The organism is Streptococcus oralis (genome assembly GCF_023109315.1).
Lineage (GTDB): Bacteria > Bacillota > Bacilli > Lactobacillales > Streptococcaceae > Streptococcus > Streptococcus oralis_BS.
Map to the genome: position 1 here is coordinate 330,957 of NZ_JALDUF010000001.1, position 23,619 is coordinate 354,575.

21 protein-coding genes and 1 pseudogene are annotated in these 23,619 nt (G+C 41.0%); 18 read left to right on the top strand and 4 right to left on the bottom strand.

The annotated features are described in order from the left end of the window. The first annotated feature begins 270 nt into the window (after positions 1–270). From M1F74_RS01565 to metK, 8 genes are all read left to right on the top strand, one after another. Positions 271–927, top strand: a complete 657-nt coding sequence (locus M1F74_RS01565; protein WP_000268650.1) for a CBS domain-containing protein — start codon at positions 271–273, stop codon at positions 925–927. 110 nt (positions 928–1,037) lie between these two features. Next, a protein-coding gene (gene prfB / locus M1F74_RS01570) for a peptide chain release factor 2 (RefSeq protein ID WP_096753628.1) occupies positions 1,038–2,133 on the top strand; the annotation gives its coding sequence in 2 pieces (ribosomal slippage) (positions 1,038–1,109 and positions 1,111–2,133; 1,095 coding nt in all). A gap of 17 nt (positions 2,134–2,150) precedes the next feature. Beyond that, positions 2,151–2,843, top strand: a complete 693-nt coding sequence (gene ftsE / locus M1F74_RS01575) for a cell division ATP-binding protein FtsE (protein ID WP_247946097.1) — start codon at positions 2,151–2,153, stop codon at positions 2,841–2,843. Beyond that, positions 2,836–3,762: a permease-like cell division protein FtsX gene (gene ftsX / locus M1F74_RS01580; RefSeq protein WP_000625557.1), complete on the top strand. Its 927-nt coding sequence runs from the start codon at positions 2,836–2,838 to the stop codon at positions 3,760–3,762. The genes ftsE and ftsX overlap by 8 nt, the downstream gene beginning before the upstream one ends. A gap of 218 nt (positions 3,763–3,980) precedes the next feature. Next, positions 3,981–6,167 (top strand): PTS transporter subunit IIBC, encoded by a 2,187-nt coding sequence (locus tag M1F74_RS01585; protein WP_000974084.1) that lies wholly within the window; start codon positions 3,981–3,983, stop codon positions 6,165–6,167. Positions 6,168–6,218: 51 nt separating this feature from the next. Continuing rightward, positions 6,219–7,034, top strand: coding sequence for an endonuclease/exonuclease/phosphatase family protein (locus tag M1F74_RS01590; RefSeq protein ID WP_247946098.1), 816 nt, complete (start codon positions 6,219–6,221; stop codon positions 7,032–7,034). 131 nt (positions 7,035–7,165) lie between these two features. Next, entirely contained in the window at positions 7,166–8,509 is a 1,344-nt protein-coding gene (locus M1F74_RS01595) for a DEAD/DEAH box helicase (RefSeq protein WP_002875957.1), read from the top strand. Positions 8,510–8,853: 344 nt separating this feature from the next. Beyond that, positions 8,854–10,044 (top strand): methionine adenosyltransferase, encoded by a 1,191-nt coding sequence (metK, locus tag M1F74_RS01600; RefSeq protein ID WP_000003926.1) that lies wholly within the window; start codon positions 8,854–8,856, stop codon positions 10,042–10,044. 72 nt (positions 10,045–10,116) lie between these two features. Here the strand turns inward: metK and M1F74_RS01605 are convergent, their stop codons facing one another. Beyond that, the gene (locus M1F74_RS01605) at positions 10,117–10,416 is read right to left on the bottom strand and encodes a DUF1827 family protein (protein ID WP_000767203.1); all 300 of its coding nucleotides are present in this window, start codon (positions 10,414–10,416) and stop codon (positions 10,117–10,119) included. 58 nt (positions 10,417–10,474) lie between these two features. Continuing rightward, positions 10,475–10,927: an NUDIX hydrolase gene (locus tag M1F74_RS01610; RefSeq protein ID WP_247946099.1), complete on the bottom strand. Its 453-nt coding sequence runs from the start codon at positions 10,925–10,927 to the stop codon at positions 10,475–10,477. A gap of 176 nt (positions 10,928–11,103) precedes the next feature. On the opposite strand from M1F74_RS01610, the gene M1F74_RS01615 reads away from it, so the two are divergent. Together M1F74_RS01615 and M1F74_RS01620 are read left to right on the top strand one after the other, a co-directional pair. Then, positions 11,104–12,006 (top strand): helix-turn-helix transcriptional regulator, encoded by a 903-nt coding sequence (locus M1F74_RS01615; RefSeq protein WP_247946100.1) that lies wholly within the window; start codon positions 11,104–11,106, stop codon positions 12,004–12,006. Positions 12,007–12,060: 54 nt separating this feature from the next. Further along, positions 12,061–12,665 (top strand): annotated as a pseudogene (locus tag M1F74_RS01620) (GyrI-like domain-containing protein). A 41-nt stretch (positions 12,666–12,706) separates the two neighbouring features. Here M1F74_RS01620 and M1F74_RS01625 read toward each other — a convergent pair. Both M1F74_RS01625 and M1F74_RS01630 read right to left on the bottom strand, forming a co-directional pair. Further along, positions 12,707–14,968 (bottom strand): ATP-dependent Clp protease ATP-binding subunit, encoded by a 2,262-nt coding sequence (locus M1F74_RS01625; RefSeq protein ID WP_247946101.1) that lies wholly within the window; start codon positions 14,966–14,968, stop codon positions 12,707–12,709. A gap of 237 nt (positions 14,969–15,205) precedes the next feature. Then, a complete protein-coding gene (locus M1F74_RS01630; RefSeq protein ID WP_000443577.1) occupies positions 15,206–15,436 on the bottom strand; it encodes a DUF1797 family protein in 231 nt (76 codons plus the stop codon). Between the two features lie 191 nt (positions 15,437–15,627). On the opposite strand from M1F74_RS01630, the gene M1F74_RS01635 reads away from it, so the two are divergent. The 8 genes from M1F74_RS01635 (at position 15,628) to M1F74_RS01670 (ending at position 23,614) form a co-directional block, all read left to right on the top strand. Then, complete coding sequence (locus tag M1F74_RS01635; RefSeq protein ID WP_002875953.1) at positions 15,628–16,311, top strand: amino acid ABC transporter permease; 684 nt, start codon at positions 15,628–15,630, stop codon at positions 16,309–16,311. Next, on the top strand, positions 16,311–17,045 hold the full coding sequence (locus tag M1F74_RS01640; RefSeq protein ID WP_247946102.1) for an amino acid ABC transporter ATP-binding protein: 735 nt from the start codon (positions 16,311–16,313) through the stop codon (positions 17,043–17,045). The genes M1F74_RS01635 and M1F74_RS01640 overlap by 1 nt, the downstream gene beginning before the upstream one ends. Positions 17,046–17,078: 33 nt before the next feature. After that, positions 17,079–17,399, top strand: coding sequence for a TfoX/Sxy family protein (locus tag M1F74_RS01645; protein ID WP_247946103.1), 321 nt, complete (start codon positions 17,079–17,081; stop codon positions 17,397–17,399). A 149-nt stretch (positions 17,400–17,548) separates the two neighbouring features. Then, entirely contained in the window at positions 17,549–18,406 is an 858-nt protein-coding gene (locus M1F74_RS01650) for a bifunctional methylenetetrahydrofolate dehydrogenase/methenyltetrahydrofolate cyclohydrolase (RefSeq protein WP_247946104.1), read from the top strand. A gap of 4 nt (positions 18,407–18,410) precedes the next feature. Then, positions 18,411–19,184, top strand: a complete 774-nt coding sequence (locus M1F74_RS01655; RefSeq protein WP_247946105.1) for an HAD hydrolase family protein — start codon at positions 18,411–18,413, stop codon at positions 19,182–19,184. A gap of 53 nt (positions 19,185–19,237) precedes the next feature. Next, positions 19,238–20,059, top strand: coding sequence for a phosphate ABC transporter ATPase (locus tag M1F74_RS01660; protein ID WP_247946106.1), 822 nt, complete (start codon positions 19,238–19,240; stop codon positions 20,057–20,059). A 14-nt stretch (positions 20,060–20,073) separates the two neighbouring features. Continuing rightward, complete coding sequence (locus M1F74_RS01665; protein WP_247946107.1) at positions 20,074–20,925, top strand: NAD(P)H-hydrate dehydratase; 852 nt, start codon at positions 20,074–20,076, stop codon at positions 20,923–20,925. A gap of 199 nt (positions 20,926–21,124) precedes the next feature. Continuing rightward, a complete protein-coding gene (locus tag M1F74_RS01670) occupies positions 21,125–23,614 on the top strand; it encodes a bifunctional DnaQ family exonuclease/ATP-dependent helicase (RefSeq protein ID WP_432654175.1) in 2,490 nt (829 codons plus the stop codon). The last annotated feature ends 5 nt before the right edge of the window (positions 23,615–23,619 follow it).

Genomic DNA, 23,619 nt, shown 5'->3' on the forward strand with positions numbered 1-23,619 from the left:
AGTTGCGGAAGCAATTCTCCTCTAGTCTGGGAGACTAGTTTAGGTTGTCGATAGAGATGATAATAGGTTTCCAATACTAGTTGCTAGTATCCTTAACAACTGAAAGAAATATAAATAATGTTTGCTAACTTGCACATAGAGAGCTCTAGATTAGAGCTCTTTTTTGTAAAAGACTCAGATTATTCAAAATCTTGAAAAAGAGATGAAAGCGTTTGATAGATTTTCTAAGAAAGTGTATAATAAAAGTAGCAATATAGAAGGAGAAGTCCCATGGCAGTTAAAGATTTCATGACCCGTAAGGTAGTTTATATCAGTCCAGATACGACTGTAGCACACGCAGCAGATTTGATGCGCGAGCAAGGTTTGCACCGTTTACCTGTTATCGAAAATGATCAATTAGTCGGATTGGTAACAGAAGGAACCATTGCGGAAGCCAGCCCATCTAAAGCAACCAGTCTATCTATCTACGAGATGAATTATCTTTTGAATAAAACCAAAGTAAAAGATGTAATGATTCGAGATGTCGTGACTGTTTCTGGCTATGCTAGTCTAGAAGATGCGACCTATCTGATGCTGAAAAATAAAATTGGAATATTACCAGTCGTAGACAACCATCAAGTTTATGGAGTAATTACAGATCGCGATGTCTTTAGGGCATTCTTGGAAATTGCCGGATACGGAGAAGAGGGGATTCGTGTTCGTTTTATCACAGAAAATGAAGTCGGTGTACTGGGAAAAATTGTAGCTCTAATCGTAGAAGAAAATCTAAATATCTCGCACACAGTTAACATTCCACGTAAGGATGGCAAGGTCGTCATCGAAGTTCAAATTGATGGAAAAATCGATTTGACTTCATTAAAGGATAAGTTTGAAAAAGAAGGAATTCAAGTGGAGGAAATCACTCAGACCTCTGCCAAAGTCCTTTAAACCAGAGGCTTTCGGGCCTCTTTTCTTCTGCCACAAAAAGCGATGAAAAGCAAAATATGGAAAGAAATAAGAGATTATGGTATAATAAAACGATATGAAAAGGAGTATCTATGGACATTTCAGAAATTCGTCAAAAAATTGACGCAAATCGTGAAAAATTAGCTTCTTTTAGGGGGTCTCTTTGACCTCGAAGGCTTAGAGGAAGAGATTGCCATCTTGGAAAACAAGATGACAGAACCTGATTTTTGGAACGATAATATCGCGGCCCAAAAAACGTCGCAAGAATTAAATGAATTAAAAAACACCTACAACACCTTCCGTAAAATGGAAGAGTTGCAGGATGAAGTTGAGATTTTATTGGACTTTTTAGCAGAAGACGAGTCAGTCCATGATGAACTGGTCGAGCAGCTAACCGAGTTGGATAAGATGATGACCAGCTACGAGATGACCCTTCTCTTGTCAGAACCTTATGACCATAATAATGCCATCTTGGAAATCCATCCAGGATCTGGTGGTACTGAGGCACAGGACTGGGGTGATATGTTGCTTCGTATGTATACTCGTTATGGAAATGCCAAAGGCTTTAAAGTAGAAGTCTTGGATTACCAGGCAGGTGATGAAGCAGGTATCAAGTCTGTGACCTTGTCTTTTGAAGGACCCAATGCATACGGCCTACTTAAATCAGAAATGGGTGTTCACCGTTTGGTCCGTATTTCGCCATTTGACTCTGCTAAACGTCGCCATACTTCATTTACATCCGTAGAGGTTATGCCTGAGCTGGATGATACCATTGAAGTAGAAATTCGTGAAGATGATATCAAAATGGATACCTTCCGTTCAGGTGGTGCTGGTGGACAAAACGTCAATAAAGTTTCAACAGGTGTGCGTTTGACACACATTCCTACAGGAACTGTCGTCCAATCAACGGTCGATCGTACCCAGTATGGAAATAGAGATCGTGCCATGAAGATGTTGCAGGCTAAGCTCTATCAGATGGAGCAAGAAAAGAAAGCTGCGGAAGTTGATTCTCTCAAAGGTGAGAAAAAAGAAATCACATGGGGAAGTCAGATCCGTTCTTATGTCTTCACACCTTATACTATGGTAAAAGATCACCGTACAAGCTTTGAAGTTGCTCAGGTAGATAAGGTCATGGATGGAGACCTTGATGGTTTTATCGATGCCTACCTCAAGTGGCGAATCAGCTAAGATAGAAAGGAACTCATATGTCAATCATTGAAATGAGAGATGTTGTCAAAAAGTATGATAATGGAACGACTGCCCTGCGTGGTGTCTCTGTCACCATTGAACCAGGAGAGTTTGCCTATATCGTAGGACCTTCTGGGGCAGGTAAGTCAACCTTTATTCGAGCTTTATACCGAGAAGTAAAGATCGAAAAAGGAAACCTATCAGTTGCAGGCTTTAATTTAGTTAAAATTAAGAAGAAAGATATCCCGCTTCTACGTCGTAGTGTTGGGGTTGTCTTTCAAGATTACAAACTCTTGCCTAAGAAAACGGTTTATGAGAATATTGCCTACGCAATGGAAGTTATCGGAGAGAATCGCCGTAACATCAAAAAACGTGTTATGGAAGTATTGGACCTAGTAGGTTTGAAACACAAGGTTCGTTCTTTCCCGAATGAACTCTCAGGTGGAGAACAGCAACGGATTGCGATTGCCCGTGCGATTGTCAACAATCCTAAAGTATTGATTGCTGATGAACCAACAGGAAACTTGGACCCAGATAATTCGTGGGAAATTATGAATCTGTTGGAACGCATCAATCTTCAAGGTACAACTGTTTTGATGGCGACCCACAACAGCCAAATCGTAAATACCTTGCGCCACCGTGTCATTGCCATTGAAAATGGCCGTGTCGTTCGTGACGAAGCTAAAGGAGAATATGGATACGATGATTAGTAGATTTTTTCGCCATTTATTTGAATCATTAAAAAGTTTAAAACGAAATGGCTGGATGACAGTAGCAGCAGTGAGTTCGGTTATGATTACCTTAACACTCGTTGCCTTGTTTGCATCTGTAATTTTTAATACAGCAAAACTGGCTACCGATATTGAAAACAACGTTCGTGTTATGGTCTACATTCGTAAGGATGTAGCAGATAACAGTGAAACGATTGAAAAAGAAGGTCAGACAGTTACCAATAATGACTACCACAAGGTCTATGATGCTTTGAAGGCGATGCCTGCTGTAAAAAGTGTTACCTTCTCAAGTAAAGAAGAACAATACGAGAAACTGACGGAAACCATGGGTGACGATTGGAAGGTCTTTGAAGGGGATGCAAATCCTCTCTATGATGCCTATATCGTCGATACAAATTCTCCAAGTGATGTTAAAACAGTAGCTGAAGAAGCGAAGAAAATTGAGGGAGTATCAGAAGTTCAAGATGGTGGAGCCAACACTCAACGACTTTTCGAACTGGCTTCCTTTATCCGTGTTTGGGGATTGGTTATTGCAGGACTCTTGATTTTTATCGCAGTCTTCCTCATTTCCAATACCATCCGTATTACCATTATTTCACGTAGTCGTGAGATTCAGATCATGCGTCTTGTTGGAGCGAGAAATGGTTATATCCGTGGCCCATTCTTGCTAGAAGGTGCTTTTATTGGCTTGCTTGGCGCAGCGATTCCCTCAGTTCTTGTATTCTTTGTTTACAATATCGTTTATCAATCGGTCAATAAATCCTTGGTAGGTCAAAACTTATCAATGATTACGCCAGATGTGTTTGTCCCTTTGATGACAGTTCTACTATTTGTAATCGGAATTTTCATTGGTTCAATTGGTTCAGGAATTTCGATGCGTCGATTCTTGAAAATCTAATTGGATATAAATGCAAATTGCAGAACAAATCAGAAAAATGATACATTTTTAAAAGAGAAGTTTTCGTAAACTTCTCTTTTTTCTTCTAAAAATTAAAAAAAGTAGACAATTTTTTTATAAAAGCCTTTACAAAAAAAAATAAAGTGGTATAATTGAATTATAAATAAGTGCAAACGTTTTCGTAAAACGTTTGCCTAAAAAATATAAAGGAGATTTGAATGATGAAAGATACATTCAAAAATGTCTTGTCTTTCGAATTTTGGCAAAAATTCGGTAAGGCATTGATGGTGGTTATCGCTGTTATGCCAGCGGCTGGATTGATGATTTCAATCGGTAAGTCGCTTGCATTGATTGACCCAAATCTTGCCCCACTTGTTATTACAGGTGGAATTCTTGAGCAAATCGGTTGGGGAGTTATCGGTAACCTTCATATTTTGTTTGCTCTTGCTATCGGTGGTAGCTGGGCTAAAGAACGTGCAGGCGGTGCATTTGCAGCAGGACTTGCCTTTATCTTAATCAACCGTATCACTGGTACTATCTTTGGAGTTACAAGTGATATGCTGAAAAACCCTGAGGCTATGGTCACTACCCTCTTTGGAGGCTCAATCAAAGTTTCTGATTACTTCATCAGTGTTCTTGAAGCACCAGCATTGAACATGGGTGTTTTTGTAGGGATTATCTCTGGTTTTGTAGGGGCAACTGCCTTTAACAAATACTACAACTACCGTAAACTTCCTGATGCGCTTTCATTCTTCAATGGGAAACGCTTCGTACCATTCGTTGTCATCCTTCGTTCAGCTATTGCAGCAATTGTACTTGCAGCTTTCTGGCCAGTTGTTCAAACAGGTATCAACAACTTTGGTATCTGGATTGCCAATTCACAAGAAACAGCACCTGTTCTTGCACCATTCTTGTATGGTACTTTGGAACGTTTGCTCTTGCCATTTGGTCTTCACCACATGTTGACTATCCCAATGAACTATACAGCTCTTGGTGGTACTTATGACATTTTAACTGGTGCAGCTAAAGGTACTCAAGTATTCGGTCAAGACCCACTATGGCTTGCATGGGTAACAGACCTTGTAAACCTTAAAGGTACTGATGCTAGTCAATACCAACACTTGTTAGATACTGTTCACCCAGCTCGTTTCAAAGTTGGTCAAATGATCGGTTCATTCGGTATCTTGATGGGTGTCATCGTTGCTATCTACCGCAATGTTGAAGCAGACAAGAAACACCAATACAAAGGAATGATGATTGCAACAGCTCTTGCAACTTTCTTGACAGGGGTTACTGAACCAATCGAATACATGTTCATGTTTGTTGCAACACCTCTTTATCTTGTATATTCTGTTGTTCAAGGTGCTGCCTTCGCTATGGCTGATATTGTTCACCTTCGTGTGCACTCATTCGGTTCAATTGAATTCTTGACTCGTACTCCGCTAGCTATCAACGCTGGTCTTGGTATGGATATCATTAACTTTATCTGGGTAACTGTCCTCTTTGCAGTCATCATGTACTTCATTGCCAACTTCATGATTAAGAAATTCAACTATGCAACTCCAGGACGTAACGGAAACTATGAAACTGCTGAAGGAGCATCAGAAGATGCAACTCCAGGAGAAACAAAAGTTGCAGCAGCTTCTCAAGCTGTAAATATCATTAACCTTCTTGGTGGTCGTGCAAACATCGTAGATGTAGATGCATGTATGACTCGTCTTCGTGTAACTGTTAAGGATGCAGATCGTGTTGGTACTGAGGAACAATGGAAAGCAGAAGGCGCTATGGGTCTTGTCATGAAAGGACAAGGTGTCCAAGCTATCTACGGACCAAAAGCTGACGTATTGAAATCTGATATCCAAGACATCCTTGACTCAGGTGAAGTAATTCCTGAAACTCTTCCAAGCCAAATGACAGAAGCTCAAAAAAATACTGTACATTTTAAAGGTGTAACTGAGGAAGTTTACTCAGTAGCTGACGGTCAAGTTATTGCCTTGGAACAAGTGAAAGATCCAGTCTTTGCTCAAAAAATGATGGGTGATGGTTTTGCAGTAGAACCAGCAAATGGAAACATTGTATCTCCAGTTACAGGTACTGTATCAAGTATCTTCCCAACAAAACATGCACTTGGACTTGTTACTGAATCAGGTCTTGAAGTACTTGTTCATATTGGTTTGGATACTGTAAGCCTTGAAGGAAAACCATTTACTGTTCACGTTTCTGAAGGGCAAAAGGTTGCAGCAGGTGATCTTCTTGTTACAGCTGACTTGGATGCTATCCGTGCAGCAGGTCGTGAAACATCAACAGTGGTTGTCTTTACAAATGGTGATGCTATCAAATCAGTTAAATTAGAACAAACAGGTTCTCTTGCAGCTAAAACAGCAGTTGCTAAAGTAGAATTGTAATATACTCGAGGTTGGAAGCTGTTTTCCAACCTCTTGTTTTAGGAGAAAAGCATGAAATTTTTAACACTCAATACTCATAGTTGGATGGAAAAAGAAGCAGAGGAAAAATTCCAGCTCTTGCTCCAAGATATTCTTGACAAAGATTATGATTTGATCTGTTTTCAAGAAATTAATCAAGAAATGACTTCGCCGGAGGTAGAGGTTAACAATCACTATCAAGCTTTGCCATCAGCAGAACCTATTCATCAGGATCACTATGTACGACTTCTGGTTGAAAAATTGGCTGAGAAAGGGAAAAACTACTACTGGACTTGGGCTTATAATCATATTGGCTATGACCGCTACCATGAAGGTGTAGCTATCTTATCCAAAACACCTATTAAGGCGCGTGAGATTTTAGTATCAGATGTAGATGATCCAACGGACTACCATACTCGCCGTGTTGTCTTAACTGAGACAGAGGTTGAAGGCAAGGAACTTGCTCTTGCAAGTGTCCATCTCTCTTGGTGGAATAAAGGTTTCCAAGAAGAATGGGCACGATTTGAGGCTGTATTAAAAGAGTTGAACAAACCTCTGATTTTAGCTGGAGATTTCAACAACCCAGCTGGTCAGGAAGGCTATCAAGCGATTTTAGCTAGCCCATTAGGATTACAAGACGCGTTTGAAGTTGCGAAAGAAAGAAGTGGTAGCTATACCGTTCCACCAGAAATTGATGGCTGGAAAGGCAATACCGAATCACTACGAATCGACTATGTCTTTACGACAAAAGACTTAGAAGTGGAAAGTTTGCATGTAGTTTTTGATGGCCAAAATGGTCCACAAGTCAGTGACCACTATGGTTTGAATGCTGTATTGACCTGGAAATAATGAAAGAGGTTGGAATCAGAGGTTCCAACCTTTTAAGCTACTTGAATCTTTAATACAGGACTGAGATTCAAATGAAGCTACTGAAATAGGACAAAATATGGTATAATTGAAAGGATAGAATCGAGGATAGTATGTCATTTAAGAAATTTCAATTTAAAAATTATATAGCAGAAGCCTTGGAGGAGTTGAAGTTTACGACTCCTACCGAAGTTCAGGAAAAGTTGATTCCTATTGTCTTGGCAGGTCGTGACTTGGTGGGCGAGTCAAAAACAGGTTCAGGAAAGACCCACACTTTCTTACTACCCATTTTTCAGCAATTAGATGAAACTAGCGATAGTGTGCAGGCGGTCATTACTGCACCAAGTCGTGAGTTGGCTACTCAAATTTACCAAGCAGCTCGTCAGATTGCAGCTCACTCAGATGTCGAAGTTCGTGTGGTTAATTATGTGGGTGGTACGGATAAGGCGCGTCAGATTGAAAAACTGGCCAGCAACCAACCACATATCGTTATCGGAACGCCAGGTCGCATCTATGACTTGGTCAAATCTGGTGATTTGGCTATTCACAAGGCTAAGACATTTGTAGTTGATGAAGCCGATATGACCTTGGATATGGGATTCTTGGAGACAGTCGATAAGATTGCAGGGAGCCTTCCAAAAGACTTGCAATTCATGGTCTTTTCAGCGACCATTCCACAAAAATTGCAACCGTTCTTGAAAAAATACTTGTCAAATCCTGTCATGGAAAAAATCAAGACCAAGACAGTCATCTCAGATACGATTGATAACTGGTTGATTTCGACCAAGGGTCGCGACAAGAATGCTCAAATTTATCAGTTGACTCAGTTGATGCAACCGTATTTGGCAATGATTTTTGTTAACACTAAAACGCGTGCTGATGAATTGCATGCATATTTGACTGCTCAAGGATTGAAGGTAGCAAAGATTCATGGAGATATTGCCCCTCGTGAACGCAAGCGGATTATGAATCAGGTGAAAAATCTAGATTTTGAGTATATTGTCGCAACGGACTTGGCAGCGCGTGGAATTGACATTGAAGGTGTCAGCCATGTTATCAATGACGCCATTCCGCAAGACTTGTCCTTCTTTGTTCACCGTGTTGGACGAACTGGGCGCAACGGACTGTCTGGTACGGCTATTACCCTTTACCAGCCTAGTGATGACTCGGATATCCGTGAGTTGGAAAAATTAGGTATCAAGTTTACTCCTAAGATGGTCAAAGACGGAGAGTTTCAAGATACCTATGACCGTGATCGTCGTGCCAATCGTGAAAAGAAGCAGGATAAGCTTGATATCGAAATGATTGGCTTGGTCAAGAAGAAAAAGAAAAAAGTCAAACCAGGCTACAAGAAGAAGATTCAATGGGCGGTGGATGAAAAACGTCGCAAAACCAAGCGTGCTGAAAATCGTGCTCGTGGCCGTGCCGAGCGTAAAGCCAAACGCCAAACATTTTAAGGACAAAATTGGAGCTGCATAGCTCCTTTTTTTAACTTCTTTTAATGAATTTTCAAAAACACTGCAAAAAAAAGTAAAAAGTGGTATAATGATAAGGTTATATAGTCCCGATAAGATGGTAGAAATATCTATCAGTACTTTGTAACTCGCAAAGAATGATGGCTCCAAAGTCGCTCGTCATTCTACGGTTGCCGCTATCATGCGGTCACCCTATGCGCCTTACTAGCTTCAGAAATAAAAAAGTATCGTTTTTATTTCTTTCGCGTCGTAACTCTTAGACAATAGAAAATTTCTATCAGTACTTTGTAACTCTATAACAATATTTTTTAAGGGGGGACATTTTTATGTCAGAACGTAAATTATTCACGTCTGAATCTGTATCTGAGGGGCATCCGGATAAGATTGCAGACCAAATTTCAGATGCGATTTTGGATGCTATTTTAGCAAAGGATCCAGAGGCGCACGTTGCTGCTGAGACAGCTGTATACACTGGTTCTGTCCATGTTTTTGGTGAAATTTCTACAAATGCTTATGTGGATATCAACCGTGTGGTTCGTGATACCATTGCAGAGATTGGTTATACGAATGCAGAATATGGTTTTTCTGCGGAAACAGTTGGAGTTCATCCATCGCTTGTTGAGCAGTCGCCGGATATCGCCCAAGGTGTTAACGAAGCCTTGGAAGTCCGTGGAAGTGCAGATCAAGATCCGCTTGACTTGATTGGTGCTGGTGACCAAGGTCTCATGTTTGGATTTGCAGTGGATGAGACAGAAGAACTCATGCCATTGCCAATCTCACTCAGCCACAAGTTGGTTCGTCGTTTGGCAGAACTTCGTAAGTCTGGTGAAATCAGTTATCTTCGTCCAGATGCCAAATCACAAGTTACAGTTGAGTACGATGAAAATGATCGTCCAGTACGTGTGGACACAGTCGTTATTTCAACTCAGCACGATCCAGAAGCTACTAATGAACAAATCCATCAAGATGTGATTAACAAGGTTATCAAAGAAGTTATTCCAGCTTCTTACTTGGATGAGCAAACAAAATTCTTCATCAATCCGACTGGCCGCTTTGTAATCGGTGGACCTCAAGGAGACTCAGGTTTGACTGGTCGTAAGATCATCGTGGATACCTATGGTGGCTATTCTCGTCATGGTGGCGGTGCCTTCTCTGGTAAGGATGCGACTAAGGTGGATCGTTCTGCGTCATATGCAGCTCGCTACATTGCCAAGAATATCGTGGCAGCAGGTCTTGCTAAGAAAGTAGAAGTGCAATTGGCCTATGCCATCGGTGTGGCACAGCCTGTTTCTGTTCGTATCGATACTTTCGGTACAGGAACAGTAGCTGAAAGCAAACTTGAAAAAGCAGCGCGTCAAACCTTTGATCTTCGCCCTGCAGGAATTATCCAAATGCTGGATCTTAAACGTCCAATTTACCGTCAAACAGCGGCTTATGGACACATGGGACGTACAGATATTGACCTTCCATGGGAACGTTTGGACAAGGTAGAGGCTTTGAAAGAAGCTGTGAAATAAAATAAAAAAGATTGGTAGTACACAACTACCAATCTTTTTTGCAAGTGAAAACCAGCTTAAAAGCTGGTCTTCTTATTTTATAGGGATTGAGATCTCAATCAATTTATCCGAATAGAGGGTTTTGATATTTGCTTCATCGATACTTTCTTTGTCGATTTTACGTTTCAAGAAGAAGTCTTGGATGGTTTCAATTTCGGGTTCACGAATAGCACGGTGTTTGTTCGAAATGAGGATTTCATAGTGAAGCGGGGCTTGTGTGAAAACCACATCTGTATTTCCGGCCGAATAGACCTCAACAAGAGTTGCGTCAGTACTTTCTAATTGGCTTTTAACAAGTTGCGAGTGTGAATTAGTCGTGTTGATAAGCTTCATAACAGTTCCTCCGATTTTCTAACTCTATTATAGCACTTTTTGGATAAAATCGTGCAATTTAGTCAATTCCATGTTGGATTTTCCAAGCTTCAATTCCCCATTTATGGCTACCACGTTTGAGTTTTTCAATTGCTTCATCAATAGGAAACCAAGCAATATGATTAAAATCTTCCAATGGTTTTTGTACTTCTTGGAAAGAAGTAGCTTCATAGAGATAAGCGGGGTTGTAGTAGTAGGTATCACGGTGGCGAGAGTAGAAATACTCATCAGCTTGCCCATAATAGGTTCCAATCTCAGCTGTAAAGCCAAGTTCTTCGATTAGTTCTCTTTTCAGTGCATCTTGATGATCTTCGCCTGCCTCAATCTCTCCACCTGGCAAGAACCAAGCACCATTGGGGGCTTGAACTAGGACAATTTGTTTTTTCTCCGCATCCGGAATAACTGCGTACACACCATAGCGGGACTGGTAGGTCACATTCTCTTTTTTTTCACCAAAAGTTGGGTTTGCCATTGCATTTTCCTCATTCTCTAGTATCTTTATTATTATCATAATGGACGAGGCGCTAGCTGTCAAGAATAAACCAACGAACTTGTGTAGAAATAGCTACTTTGTCTTGATCAATACTTGTCTCGTTAAACTTTCCAGCCCTAGCACTATAACTGGTATAATAAAAGAGAGGTGATTTTATGGCAGAATCAAGACTATTTCGTATCCTATATCTACTTTTAGAAAAAGGCAGTACAACAGCTCCTGAATTAGCTCGATTGTTTGAAGTATCTGTACGAACGATTTATCGTGATATTGAGCGGTTGAGTATGGCGGGAATCCCTCTATATTCAGTACCTGGAAAGGCGGGCGGAATCTTTTTAATGAAGGACTTTGTTCTGGATCGTACTCTCGTATCGGAGGATGAAAAATTAGAACTTCTGTCAGCTTTGCAAGGGATTCAATCCCTGACCGATGATAGGCAAGACCTGTTGCTTGAAAAATTGGAATCTATTTTTCAAGTTTCTACCAGCCCTTGGATAGAGGTAGACTTGACTGACTGGAGAAAGCGAGAAGGTCAAAAAGAATTATTTGATAACATCAAACAAGCTATTCTAGAGAAGAGGCGACTGGTGGTCACTTATCTGGGTGGGAGTGGTCAGAAAACGGTTCGTATAGTTGAACCTTTTAAACTCATATTTAAAAAGAGAGATTGGTATCTTCATGCCTACTGTTGTTTGAAAGAAGAGTGGCGTTTTTTCAAATTATCCAGAATTAGGAATTATCACCTAACAACTGAAACTGTGAAGCAGAAAAATGTGCTGGATTGCGTTGATGGTTCAGATCAAGTGGCAAATCAAATCGAAGTTTCCTTGAAGTTTAGTCCCAATCTTGCTTTCCGGGTTTATGAAGATTTTTCAGAAGATGCGATTAGCTTGGGGAAAGATGGCTACTACTATGTCAAGACAGTCTTACCAGAGCACGAAAGCATGTATACTTACCTCCTGTCTTATTTAGATGGAGTGGAAATACTCGAACCCGATTATGTGAAGAAGGAACTACTTTCTAGAGTAGAAAAAATCCAAAAACTTTACAAACCTTGACAAAAGATGTCAGGGTTTTAATGCTATACTAGAGACAGAAAGGAGAAGAACCAAATGAAATACGAATGGAGAAAAGAAGCGAAAGATCTTTATCAAGTGAAGGCTAGACCCAGCATTTTGCGGGTGCCAGATCAATCCTATATCGTGATTGAGGGTAAAGGAGATCCGATTTTTCAGAACGCGTAGGGGCCTTATATGCCTTAGCCTATGCGATAAAGATGAAGTATAAAAAAGCTCCTCTGGATGATGTTTACACTGATTTTACTGTCTTTCCTTTAGAAGGTGTATGGAGAAAGGAGAAGGAGGGAGAACTGGTAAAAAGTGAGCTTTCTTATAGTATTATGATTGGGCAACCCGATTTTATTACGAGAGAACTATTTGAGGAAGCTCTGGAAGAGGTCAAAATCAAGAAGCCAAATCCTCTCTATGAGGCTGTTCGTTTTGAAAAGATAGAAGAAGGCCAAATCCTTGCTATGCTTCATGTAGGACCTTTTGATACTGAAAATGAGACTTTTGCAGAGATGGAGCATTTTTGTCAACTTCATAAGCTCAAAAGAACTTCGGAAGTCCACCGAGAAATTTATCTCAATAATCTTCATCGAACGGAGCCAAGCAAATTAAAAACAATTCTTCGCTATCAAGTTCAAGAAGAGAATTAAAAAAGAACAGGAAACAAGATTTCCTGTTCTTTTTATGAGGTTTATTCTTCTATTTCAGAAGCAATCTCTTCTGTTTTTTCAGTTTTTTTGGCAGATTTGATTTGAATCTTACCATTGCTTGTCATGACTGCCTTGAGGTCTTTTTCACTTGGGTTTTCAAGGTAGTAGTCTGTGATGGCATCCTCGATATGGTCTTGAATGGTACGGCGGAGTGGGCGTGCTCCCATTTTTGGATCATATCCCAAGTCAACCAACTTTTCCTTGACCTTGTCTGTCACATCGAGGTGGATATTGTTGCTAGAGAGGCGTTTGTTGACATCCGCTAGCATGAGTTCGACGATTTGGAGAAGGTTGTCCTTGCTGAGAGGTTTAAATTCGATGATGCCATCAAAACGGTTCATAAACTCTGGACTAAAGAAGTTGCCGAGTTCACCGAGAACAGAGTTGGTTCGACCTTCACGAGCAGCTCCAAAACCAACGCTGGCTTCGGCCTTACCAGTACCCGCATTTGAGGTCATGATAATGATAGCATCCTTAAAGCTAACTGTTCGTCCTTGCCCATCTGTCAAACGACCATCATCCAAGACTTGAAGGAACATGTGCATCACATCTGGATGAGCTTTCTCAACTTCGTCGAGAAGGATGAGAGAGTAAGGATTGCGACGAACTTTTTCCGTTAACTGACCAGCTTCATCATAGCCAACATAACCTGGAGGGGCACCGACTAACTTAGCCACACTGTGTTTTTCCATGTATTCACTCATATCAAAGCGAATCATGCTGTCAGCAGAACCAAAGAGCTCAATGGCTAGTTGTTTGGAAAGTTCTGTCTTACCGACACCAGTTGGTCCGACAAAGAGGAAACTTCCGATTGGCCGGTTAGGAGTTCCAAGTCCAACACGATTACGACGGATGGCTTTGGCAATCTTATCAACAGCTTCATCTTGACCAATGACATGAGCTTTGAGGTCTTCTGCTAAATGGATAAGCTGAGATTGTTCCTTTTCTTTGAGTTCTCCGACAGGAATATTGGTTTTCTGCTCAATGATATGTTCAATGGTTTTCTCGCTAATGATAGGAGTATCTTGGTCAGTCACCTTGTTTTTCTGCATTTCCTTATACTTGGCAATCTGATCGCGGAAATAGGCAGCCTTTTCAAAGTCTTCCTCTCGAGTAGCCTGAGCCTTGAGATTCTCAGCTTCAATTAAACGCTGGTCAATCACTTTAGGATCAACAAAGTTCAGCGTTAGATTCATCTTAGAACCAGCCTCATCCAACAGGTCAATAGCCTTGTCTGGCAAGAAGCGGTCTTGGATGTATCGGTTGGAAAGAGTAGCAGCAGCTTCGATAGCAGCATCAGTATACTTGACGTGATGATAGTCTTCGTATTTTTTTTGAACCCCTTTGAGGATGGTAATGGTTTCTTCGACAGTTGGTTCATCTACCTTGACAGGCTGCATACGGCGTTCGAGGGCAGCATCTTTTTCAATGATACGGTATTCATTGAGAGTAGTGGCACCTACCAGTTGCAATTCACCACGGGCAAGGGCTGGTTTGAGGATATTTCCTGCATCCATATTGCCATCGCCAGCAGATCCAGCGCCAACAATTTCATGGATTTCATCGATAAAGAGGATGATGTCCTCGCGTTTGCGAATTTCTTCCATGAGTTTTTGCATACGTTCCTCAAATTGACCTCGGATCCCTGTTCCTTGAACTAGGCTAACCACATCCAGACGGATGACCTGCTTGCCTTGGAGTTTATGGGGAACATCACCATCGACAATCTTCTGAGCTAGACCTTCTACAACAGCTGTTTTACCAACACCAGGTTCTCCGATAAGAACAGGATTGTTCTTGGTTCTTCGGTTGAGGATTTCGATAACTCGGATAATCTCCTCATCTCGACCGATAACAGGGTCAATATCTCCTCGACGGGCTATTTCAGTCACGTTGATACCATACTCCTCTAGGAGTCCTCTTTCTTGGCTAGGAGGAGGTGTTTGAACAGGTCCGCGGTTTTGAGGTCCGTATCCCCCATTGCCTCCGTATCCCCCACCAGATTGAGTTGGAGGGACGTTATTAGAAGAAGGTTTGAAATTGTTCAAATCATTGAAAAAGTCACCGAATGGATCAAAGTCATGATTATTTAAGTCAGTCATTCCTTTAAAGAGGGTATTATTTGGATCTGTTTTGATAATTTTATAGCAATTTTGACAGAGATCAATTTGCTTTTGCTGTCCATTGATATTGGTATACAGATGAATTGTTGAGTCGTTAATTTTACAGTTTTGACAGAGCATACATCTACCTCATTTCATTCTTATTCTTGGTCTAAGAAAAAGGTCAAGAATAGTCAAAGTTTTATACTCTCATTATAGCATGATTAAGGTGTAAAGCAAGTAAAAAGATTGGGAAGTGATCGTTTTTAAAAGAAGGATTTATGGAGAATCAAGCGACATTGAAGGTAAGAAAAAATCCCATTTGCAGTGACAAAAAGGATTCTCATTCATCGGGCCTTACTGCCCGTTGTTTTTATATTAGTAAAGGAGTTCGTAGATCTCCATTGCAATTAAATCAATGCTATCAAAGGTATAAGTTTCACGAGCCTCTACATCGCGAAGGGTGAAGAGTGATCCGTTTTCTTCGTCGTGGCTGTATGCAACTTCTGCGACAACAACACCTTCACGTTCAAAATTACGTTTTAGATTTCCACCATCTTTTGTCATTGCTTCTAGGCGGTTAATGATTCTAACCAAATGTGATTCCATTTTGATTCTCCTCCATTTCTTATCGTTTCTATTTTACCATAAACAAGAGGTAGTTGACTAGAAAAAAACTGTGATTTCTCTCTATTTCTCTATTCTATCAAGTTAATTGTTAAAATTAGAGAAAAAAGATTGCATTTTAATTCAATTCATGTTATAATCATACAATCTAATACATAGAAAGTTGATTGAATATGAATTTTTCTTTTTTACCAAAGTATTTACCGTATTTTAACTATGGTGCTCTGATTACCGTGTTAATTTCCATCTTTGTTGTCTGCTTAGGAACTATTATAGGTGTGTTACTGGCCTTTGCTCAGCGATCACGCTTTAAACCGCTCGTTTGGTTTGCAAATGTGTATGTTTGGATCTTCCGTGGTACTCCGATGATGGTTCAGATTATGATTGCCTTTGCTCTTATGCATATCAATGCTCCGACTATCCAAGTGGGAATTTTAGGAGTTGATCTTTCTCGTTTGATTCCTGGTATTCTGATTATTTCTATGAACAGTGGTGCTTACGTTTCAGAAACTGTTCGTGCAGGAATCAATGCGGTTCCTAAAGGGCAGTTAGAGGCCGCTTACTCTCTTGGTATTCGTCCGAAAAATGCCATGCGTTATGTCATTTTGCCACAAGCTATCAAAAATATTCTTCCAGCTCTGGGAAATGAATTTATCACCATTATCAAGGATAGTTCCCTCTTGTCTGCGATTGGGGTGATGGAGTTGTGGAATGGTGCAACGACAGTAGCGACAACAACTTATTTACCGTTGACTCCCCTTTTATTTGCAGCCTTTTACTATTTGATTATGACCTCTGTTTTGACAGTGGCGTTGAAAGCATTTGAAAAACATATTGGACAAGGAGACAAGAAATAATGACAGAAACCTTGATTAAAATTGAAGAATTACATAAGTCTTTTGGGAAAAATGAAGTTTTAAAAGGCATCAATCTTGAGATTAAACGAGGAGAAGTTGTGGTCATTATCGGTCCGTCAGGGAGCGGGAAGTCAACTCTCCTTCGTTCGATGAATCTCCTTGAAGAAGCAAGTAAGGGAAAGGTTATCTTTGAAGGTGTCGATATTACGGATAAGAAAAATGACCTTTTTGCTATGCGTGAAAAGATGGGCATGGTATTCCAACAATTCAACCTTTTTCCAAATATGACGGTCATGGAAAACATCACCCTGTCTCCAATCAAAACCAAAGGGGAAAGCAAGGAAGTAGCGGAGAAAAGAGCACAGGAACTGTTAGAAAAAGTTGGCTTACCAGATAAGGCGACGGCTTATCCTCAGAGTTTGTCAGGTGGTCAGCAACAACGAATTGCAATTGCACGTGGACTTGCTATGGAACCAGATGTTTTGCTTTTTGATGAGCCGACTTCAGCCCTAGACCCTGAGATGGTTGGAGAAGTTTTAGCTGTTATGCAAGACCTCGCTAAGTCAGGGATGACCATGGTGATTGTGACGCATGAAATGGGCTTTGCGCGTGAGGTAGCAGACCGTGTTATCTTTATGGCGGATGGGGTTGTTGTCGAAGATGGAACGCCAGAGGAGATTTTTGACCAAACCCAAGAACAACGGACCAAGGAATTTTTGAGTAAGGTTTTGTAAGACCTCATTTTTAGAAGAAGTGGAGTAGAAATCATGGCTTCAAGTAAGGAATATTTAGCCTTTATTCTCGATCGGTTTTCGGAGCTAGAGGAGATGAGTTATCGTTCAATGATGGGAGAGTATATCCTTTATTATCGTGGGAAGATTATTGGGGGAATCTATGATAATCGTTTGTTACTGAAGCCTGTGAAGGTGGTCATGGATCAACTGGGACAGATTAGGCTTGAACGTCCTTATGAAGGAGCTAAGGAGATGATTTTGATAGAAGACATTGAAGATAAGTCATTTCTAGCGAGATTAATCAGGGATATGTATGAAGTCTTACCGGCTCCAAAAGTTAAAAAGAAAACATGACAGATTTTCCTAATATCAATAGGCACTAAAAGCTCGACAAGAGCTTTTTCTTATAGTTTCAAACTATAAGGTCTATTAGTCAAGAAGTGTTAGAATGGCAAGGTATTTTTTGATATAATAGAGGATATTTGACAGAAAAGAGAAGTGATATGACACAGATTATTGATGGGAAGGCTCTTGCGGCTAAGTTACAAGGACAGTTGGCTGAAAAGACTGCCAAACTAAAAGAAGAAACAGGTTTAGTTCCAGGCTTGGTGGTGATTTTGGTGGGGGACAATCCAGCCAGCCAAGTCTACGTTCGCAACAAGGAACGGTCAGCTCTCGCTGCTGGCTTCCGTAGTGAAGTAGTGCGAGTTCCAGAGACAATTACCCAAGCGGAATTATTAGACTTGATTTCCAAATACAATCAAGATCCAGCTTGGCATGGGATTTTGGTCCAGTTACCTTTGCCAAAACATATTGACGAAGAGGCAGTTTTATTAGCCATTGACCCCGAAAAAGACGTGGATGGTTTCCATCCCCTAAACATGGGTCGCCTCTGGTCTGGTCATCCAGTTATGATTCCTTCGACACCTGCAGGAATTATGGAAATGTTTCATGAATATGGGATTGATCTAGAAGGTAAAAATGCGGTTGTCATCGGTCGTTCAAATATTGTTGGAAAACCGATGGCTCAGCTTCTTTTAGCCAAGAATGCGACTGTGACTTTGACTCACTCACGCACCCATCATCTTGCCAAGGTGGCTGCTAAGGCAGATATTCTTGTGGTTGCAATCGGTCGCGCTAAGTTTGTGACTGCTGACTTTGTCAAACCGGGAGCGGTTGTCATTGACGTTGGGATGAACCGAGATGAAAATGGCAAGCTTTGTGGAGATGTTGATTATGATGCGGTTGCACCACTTGCCAGTCACATCACACCTGTACCGGGTGGAGTTGGCCCTATGACTATTACCATGCTAATGGAGCAAACCTATCAAGCAGCGCTTCGAACACTAAACAAGGACTAGGAAGATGAAATTCGTATTTGACCTGGATGGAACGCTATCTTTTGACTACATGACCATAGATGAGGAGATTAAGCAGGTTCTTTTAAAGGCTGAAGATTATGGACAGGAGCTTGTGTTTGCCTCAGCCCGCTCTTATCGGGATTGCTTGGGTTTATTAGGCCCTAAACTCAGTCAGCGCTTGGTCATAGGATTGAATGGTGGCGTAGCCTATCATCTGGGGCGGGCTATCTTCGAAAGGAATCTCGATGCTAGAGTTTATCAGGCGCTAGTGGATTATTGCCAGACTTATAATCTTCCTTTCTTTGTAGATGATTGCTTTGACTATAGTGGTCAGATTGTAGAGAAGATTCCATTTATTTCCAGTGTGGATCCCCTAAAGGTAGCTCGTCATCAGAAACTCGAGGACTTAGGTACTCCGATTAAGGTAGTCGTTTATATGGGTGACCATGAGGAGTTGCTTGATGATCTGCTTGGTCAGCTAGAAAGACTGGGGCAGGCTCATCTGTCCTATCATGCCCATGAAAAGTGCCTTTATGTTAATCCCTTGGACACTCATAAGGCGACAACTGTTGAAAAGTTATGTGGGGAGAACTTCATCGCTTTTGGAAATGACCAAAACGATATTGAACTATTTAAAACGTCTATCTATTCTGTCCAGATAGGAGATTTTGCTGGCCTTACTCCATATGCAGATGACACATTAGAGCTAAAAGGAGAACCTTCTCCAGCAGTGGCAGCTAAAATCTTACAGACCTTTGCGGAATTTAAGGGAAAATAGTGTAGAAGGAGGTTTGCCCCTCCTTTTGTAGTATAATGGAGTGAGGTGATTAGATGATTTTAAAAATTTATAATGGAGAATATAGTTTACAATGGGATGGAATATACTACTTAGCACTAATTGATTATCCAAATATTCAAGAGTGGGAATTAGAAAAAATTGCTAAATTTATAGCTTACGAAAAACTTCATAAACGTCAAACAAGTATCGAGTGTGCTGATTCTTGTTTAAAAAAAGAGATTTTAGATTACATCTGTCAGCATCCCTTTCTTCCACCATTTACCCCTACAGATAAAAGAGTAGCTTCGACTTATGATCTACATAAGAGGCTAGTGACTTCAGACTACTGTAGCCATACTACGACTATAGATGCAGCGATTTCTATTTTTAAAACAGGTCAGCTCTTATCTGCTGTGAAAGCCTTTAGGCGAGATGCTGAGGAGTTGGTTTTGAATAGTCGAAATGCTGCATCTGATCCGAAAGATTATTTTGACTATGTCATGTTAGGATGGTCAAATACAAGTTCTGGTTATCGATTGGCGATGGAGCGTTTATTAGGTCGAGCTCCTTCAGAGAAAGAATTACAAGATAAGTTTATTCCTGGAGTAAGTTTTCATTTTATCTATACAGATTTGATTAAAGTTCCTGGTTATATTTTTGATGGTTACCATGTTGCAAAAATTAAGGACATGCTTAATTTATTAAGTGAGTTGTATATTTGCATTATTCCAACTCATAATAAGTTCCAATTTGAAAATATTATTCCAAGTCGATTACTAGATAGGGTGTATTATCTTGACCATGATGGAGAAGGTTTGGAAGAGTGGACTAAAAAAGTGTATCGGATTGTCTTAAAACAATCAGGTAAAGGATAGTTGAGGAAAAAACGATGAAAGTGATTGATCAAACCTTACTAGAAAAAGTCATTATTGAACGTTCTCGTATAAGTCATAAAGGAGACTATGGTCGTCTGCTGTTACTGGGTGGGACCTATCCTTATGGTGGTGCCATCATCATGGCTGCTTTAGCAGCTGTAAAAAGCGGTGCAGGATTGGTGACCGTTGGAACGGATAGGGAAAATATTCCAGCTCTGCACAGTCATTTACCTGAGGCTATGGCCTTTTCTCTAAAGGATAAAGCATTACTAAAGGAACAGATAGGGAAGGCAGAAGTTGTCTTAGTGGGGCCTGGTTTACGGGACGATGCTTTTGGAGAAGAACTCGTAAAACAGGTCTTTGACAACCTTAGAAAAGACCAGATTTTGATTGCAGATGGCGGTGCTTTGGGCATCTTAGCAAAAGGCCAGTTACCACTTCCTTCCAGTCAGCTCATCCTAACTCCCCACCAAAAGGAATGGGAAAGACTGTCTGGTATAGTTCTTGACCATCAAAATACAGAGGCGACTGCCAGAGCTCTTTCTGCTTTTCCTCAAGGAACGATTCTTGTCGAGAAAGGTCCAGCGACTCGTATCTGGCAAGCTGGTCAGTCTGAATATTATCAGTTACAGGTTGGAGGACCCTATCAAGCAACTGGTGGGATGGGAGATACTCTGGCTGGGATGATTGCAGGTTTTGCAGGTCAGTTTGACCAAGTCAGTCTCTATGAGAGAGTGGTGGTAGCGGCTCACCTTCATTCAGCTATCGCGCAAGAACTAGCTCAAGAAAATTACCTTGTCTTGCCTACCGAAATTAGTAAAGCTCTTCCGAAAACAATGAAAAAAATATCTCAAAAAGGTAGTTAATACCTTGGTTGTCTTTTTATGTTGATGTAGGTTTGTTGATAAGGTTTTCAAATACCTCAGAACCAGCAATCAACTGCTGAACTTACGAGGAATTCTCACTTTTAAGGTCTTGATTTTTACTCAAACTCAAAAGAAAAGCGAGGTTGTTATCAAAGTTGAGGGGTGTCAAATCATGCTTTTTTTGATATAATTTTTAATGATGAATGCAAGAAATGATCGGTATGTGGTCGTTGATTTAGAGGCGACCAGCACCGGAAGCAAGGCAAAAATTATTCAAGTAGGCATTGTGGTGATTGAGAATGGTGAAATCATCAATCAGTATGCGACTGATGTCAATCCCCACGAACCCTTGGATTCTCATATCAAAGAATTAACGGGTCTGACCGATCGGCGTTTGGCTGCGGCACCAGAGTTTTCTCAGGTGGCCGGAAAAATTTTTGAATTGGTTAAGGACGGTATTTTTGTTGCGCACAATGTACAGTTTGATGCCAACCTTCTTGCAGAATTTCTCTTTTTTGAAGGATATGAATTGCGCACACCGCGGGTGGATACAGTTGAGCTTGCTCAAGTTCTGTATCCTCAGTTTGAAAAGTATAACTTAGGAATCCTTTGTCAAGAGTTGGGCATTGAGCTGGAACATGCCCATACTGCCCTGTCAGATGCTCAGGCAACAGCAGAACTCTTGCTTTACATGCGTCAAAAACTTTTTGAGTTACCAAAAGGGCTCTTAGAAAGCTTATTAAACCTTGCAGACAACCTTCTCTATGAAAGTTATCTGGTGATTGAGGAGGTCTATCAGCAACAATCTCTCTTGTCTTTACCGGACTTGATGGAGCTTCATGGACTTTTCCTCAGAAAGGAAAGCAAAGGCTTAGTCCCACGAAAGTTATCCAAAGATTTTGCTAAAAATATTTCTTTATTGGGGCTGGAGGAGCGTCCGCAACAGTTGGAATTTGCGGAGAAGGTTGAGCACTTATTGGAAGAACACCAGACTTCCTTCATCCAAGCTCAAACAGGACTGGGAAAGACTTATGGTTATCTCCTCCCAGCTTTGAACTTGGAGGGTCAAGCAGGGATCCTAGTGAGTGTTCCCACCAAAATTCTTCAAAATCAAATCATGCAAGAAGAAGGTCAGCGCTTAAAAGAGGTCTTCCATCTGGAAATTCATAGTCTCAAGGGGCCTCAAAATTATTTAAAACTGGATGCCTTTCACCGAGTTCTCCATCGACCGGAGTCCAATCGCCTTTTCACACGCTTTAAAATGCAACTGCTCATCTGGCTAACAGAGACAGAGACTGGCGACTTGGACGAAATCGGGCAACTTTATCGCTATCAGCACTTTCTGCCTGAACTAGTCCACGATGGTAAGCTTTCAAAGAAAAGCCTATTTGCTACAGAGGATTTTTGGAAACGAGGGCAGGAAAAGGCCAAGACCAGTCGTGTTCTCTTGACCAATCATGCCTATCTGATCACTCGTTTGGAAGACAATCCAGAGTTTGTCGACAACCGTTTGCTGATCTTGGATGAAGCTCAAAAAATGCTACTAGCTCTCGAAAATTTAGCCCAGCAGGCTTATCGCCTTGAGGAACTTGTAACCCAGCTTGATAAGTCCTTGGAGACAGATGAAGATTTGGTTCAGAAACGCTTGCTTGAGAGTATCGGCTTTGAATGTCGTTACTTGATGGAGCACTATCAGTCGGGCCTTAGGAATGGAAAGTGGTTGGATTCTCTTGAACAGTTGCGCCAGCATTTTTCGGAGCTAGCTCTCCCAGAGTATAGAGAGCTTGCAAACTTTTTCACCTCGGACCGTGAATTTTGGCTTGCTACAGCAGAGAAATCTAGCAAGGATGTCTTGATTTGTTCAAGCAAAAAAGGTCGCTTTATACTAGCAGACTTATTGCCAGAAGATTGTAGGCTCCTAGGAGTATCAGCTACTCTTGAAATCAGCAATCGAGTTTCCCTAGCAGATTTATTGGGCTTTCCAGATGCTCCGCTTGTTAGGCTTGATGTAGCAAAACAGGAGCAACAAGAAGTCTTTCTAATTGATGACTTTCCTCTTGTGACGGAAGTTTCACCTTTTGACTATGCTAGTGAAGTGGCTTCTGTTATCCGAGGTTTACAAGCCTTCCAAGAACCTTTATTGGTTTTGTTTACCTCAAAAGAAATGTTGCTGGCAGTTTCGGACCTGCTCGACCAACCGCATCTAGCTCAGTATAAAAATGGGGAACCAAGTCAACTGAAAAAACGTTTTGAAAAGGGTGAACGCCAGATCTTGCTTGGAACAGGCAGTTTCTGGGAAGGAGTTGATTTTTCAACCCATCCTTGCGTGATTCAAGTGATTCCGAGATTGCCTTTCCAAAATCCCCAAGAGCCGTTAACCAAAAAGTTAAACCAAGAACTGCGTCAAGAAGGGAAAAATCCTTTCTATGATTATCAGTTACCGATGGCGATCATTCGGCTAAAACAAGCCCTTGGTCGTACTGTTAGACGGCCCAACCAAGGTTCGGTTGCTGTAATCTTAGACAGTCGTGTTGTCAGCAAGCGTTATGGTAAACAAATCGCCCAGACCTTGTCAAAAGAAAGGGCTGTTCAAGTTCTTTCTAGAGAACAGCTAGAGCCTGCTGTAGCTGATTTTCTCCAATCTCGTCGCAATAGAATGAAAGAAAAATCCAAGAAAGAGAAAAGGTAAAAAAT

Bases quoted from the DNA above. Each gene is read 5' to 3' on its own strand.
- M1F74_RS01565 (WP_000268650.1), top strand. From the start codon at position 271: ATGGCAGTTAAAGATTTCATGACCCGTAAGGTAGTTTATATCAGTCCA.
- ftsE (WP_247946097.1), top strand. From the start codon at position 2,151: ATGTCAATCATTGAAATGAGAGATGTTGTCAAAAAGTATGATAATGGA.
- ftsX (WP_000625557.1), top strand. From the start codon at position 2,836: ATGATTAGTAGATTTTTTCGCCATTTATTTGAATCATTAAAAAGTTTA.
- M1F74_RS01585 (WP_000974084.1), top strand. From the start codon at position 3,981: ATGATGAAAGATACATTCAAAAATGTCTTGTCTTTCGAATTTTGGCAA.
- M1F74_RS01590 (WP_247946098.1), top strand. From the start codon at position 6,219: ATGAAATTTTTAACACTCAATACTCATAGTTGGATGGAAAAAGAAGCA.
- M1F74_RS01595 (WP_002875957.1), top strand. From the start codon at position 7,166: ATGTCATTTAAGAAATTTCAATTTAAAAATTATATAGCAGAAGCCTTG.
- metK (WP_000003926.1), top strand. From the start codon at position 8,854: ATGTCAGAACGTAAATTATTCACGTCTGAATCTGTATCTGAGGGGCAT.
- M1F74_RS01605 (WP_000767203.1), bottom strand. From the start codon at position 10,416: ATGAAGCTTATCAACACGACTAATTCACACTCGCAACTTGTTAAAAGC.
- M1F74_RS01610 (WP_247946099.1), bottom strand. From the start codon at position 10,927: ATGGCAAACCCAACTTTTGGTGAAAAAAAAGAGAATGTGACCTACCAG.
- M1F74_RS01615 (WP_247946100.1), top strand. From the start codon at position 11,104: ATGGCAGAATCAAGACTATTTCGTATCCTATATCTACTTTTAGAAAAA.
- M1F74_RS01625 (WP_247946101.1), bottom strand. From the start codon at position 14,968: ATGCTCTGTCAAAACTGTAAAATTAACGACTCAACAATTCATCTGTAT.
- M1F74_RS01630 (WP_000443577.1), bottom strand. From the start codon at position 15,436: ATGGAATCACATTTGGTTAGAATCATTAACCGCCTAGAAGCAATGACA.
- M1F74_RS01635 (WP_002875953.1), top strand. From the start codon at position 15,628: ATGAATTTTTCTTTTTTACCAAAGTATTTACCGTATTTTAACTATGGT.
- M1F74_RS01640 (WP_247946102.1), top strand. From the start codon at position 16,311: ATGACAGAAACCTTGATTAAAATTGAAGAATTACATAAGTCTTTTGGG.
- M1F74_RS01645 (WP_247946103.1), top strand. From the start codon at position 17,079: ATGGCTTCAAGTAAGGAATATTTAGCCTTTATTCTCGATCGGTTTTCG.
- M1F74_RS01650 (WP_247946104.1), top strand. From the start codon at position 17,549: ATGACACAGATTATTGATGGGAAGGCTCTTGCGGCTAAGTTACAAGGA.
- M1F74_RS01655 (WP_247946105.1), top strand. From the start codon at position 18,411: ATGAAATTCGTATTTGACCTGGATGGAACGCTATCTTTTGACTACATG.
- M1F74_RS01660 (WP_247946106.1), top strand. From the start codon at position 19,238: ATGATTTTAAAAATTTATAATGGAGAATATAGTTTACAATGGGATGGA.
- M1F74_RS01665 (WP_247946107.1), top strand. From the start codon at position 20,074: ATGAAAGTGATTGATCAAACCTTACTAGAAAAAGTCATTATTGAACGT.
- M1F74_RS01670 (WP_432654175.1), top strand. From the start codon at position 21,125: ATGAATGCAAGAAATGATCGGTATGTGGTCGTTGATTTAGAGGCGACC.